This is a genomic window from Nocardia amamiensis (assembly GCF_015477605.1).
GTDB classification, from domain to species: Bacteria; Actinomycetota; Actinomycetes; order Mycobacteriales; family Mycobacteriaceae; genus Nocardia; species Nocardia amamiensis_A.
Map to the genome: position 1 here is coordinate 1 of NZ_JADLQX010000160.1, position 1227 is coordinate 1227.

The 1227-nt window shown below is 61.3% G+C and carries 1 protein-coding gene and 1 pseudogene; both read right to left on the reverse strand.

Features of this window, described 5'->3' with window-relative positions:
* Positions 1 to 189: 189 nt before the first annotated feature.
* The gene (locus IU459_RS39145; protein ID WP_324199181.1) at positions 190 to 636 is read right to left on the reverse strand and encodes a group II intron maturase-specific domain-containing protein; all 447 of its coding nucleotides are present in this window, start codon (positions 634 to 636) and stop codon (positions 190 to 192) included.
* Positions 625 to 1106: pseudogene (locus IU459_RS39150) on the reverse strand (reverse transcriptase domain-containing protein); the annotation flags it as partial. The pseudogene IU459_RS39150 and the gene IU459_RS39145, both read right to left, overlap by 12 nt.
* Positions 1107 to 1227: the final 121 nt, after the last annotated feature.

Below are 1227 nucleotides of genomic sequence, written 5' to 3' on the forward strand. Positions count from 1 at the left end.
ACCCCAGCCGAGAAACACGATCCACCGGGTTGAGCACGAACCCAAGGATCGACCCGCCCCAAATCCCGTAAGCATCCTTGGGTTCCTGCCAAGAAACCTTCAGTTCGCGTGAACTCCGGGCAAAGCCCAGGGCTCCCACAGAACCGTGCTTAACGGTCGCCCGTTACACGGCTCTTCTCATCTGATCCCTCAGAACGCGGTCATCCAGGCCCAGTGGGCGAAGAGGCGGGGCTGGCGTTGCAGCAGCCCGTTCCACCACTGTCTCGCCTTCTTGGACGACCGCAACCGTTTGAACTTCCGCCGCGCCCACCGCACCAGGTAGGTGTTGATGCGTCGCAGCAGAACATAGAGTCCGCTCCGATAGAACTTGCCGTAATAGGTCATCCAGCCGCGCACGATCGGATTGATCCACGCAGCCAGCTCCGCCAGATCTTTGGTGGTTCGCCGATGCAGACGCCAACCCCGGATTTCCGCGCCCTTGGCTTTGAGCGCCTCCGTGCCCACCGCGGGCAGGAACGCACTGAACACGCGCAGCCCGTCCCTGGTCGGCGCTTTCCTGGCCCGAAATGTGTATCCCAGGAACGTGAACGACGTGTTCTCGCAATCGAGCCGACGTTTCCGGTCCTTGCAGTACACGATCTTGGTTTTGGTCGGATGCAGCTGCAACCCGACCTCCTCCATCCGAGTCTCCAACGCGGCCAGCACTTCCCTGGCCCGACGCTCGGTCGCGCAATGCACGACGGCGTCATCGGCGTAGCGCTCGAAATCCACGGTCGGGAACTCGTGCTCCAACCATGTATCGAACACATAGTGCATGAACAGGTTCGCCAAACCGGTGAAACCGCGGACCCCTGCGGTGTTCCGCGATCCCGCTCGATCAGCCTGCCATCGGGCATGAGGATCGGGGCCACCAACCACCGTCTCACATACAGCACAATCCACCGCTGCTCATGAGTCGTGTTGGCCACCACGGCCTTGACCAACAGTTCGTGGTCAACAGAATCGAAGAATTTGCTGACGTCCAAATCGATGATCCGGTCCTTCTGCCAGCACCTTTCACGGCATTTCGCAACCGCGTCCAACGCGCCCCGCTTCGGCCGTGTCAATCCCCTCGAAGTGTGGAGGCTCCCTTATGCGGCCTCGTCTCGTGACAGGGCTGCAGTTGAGGCCGCACGGACGGCGGCCATATGGGTCTCGTAGTTGATCGGCGACATTGCGCCGCACAGG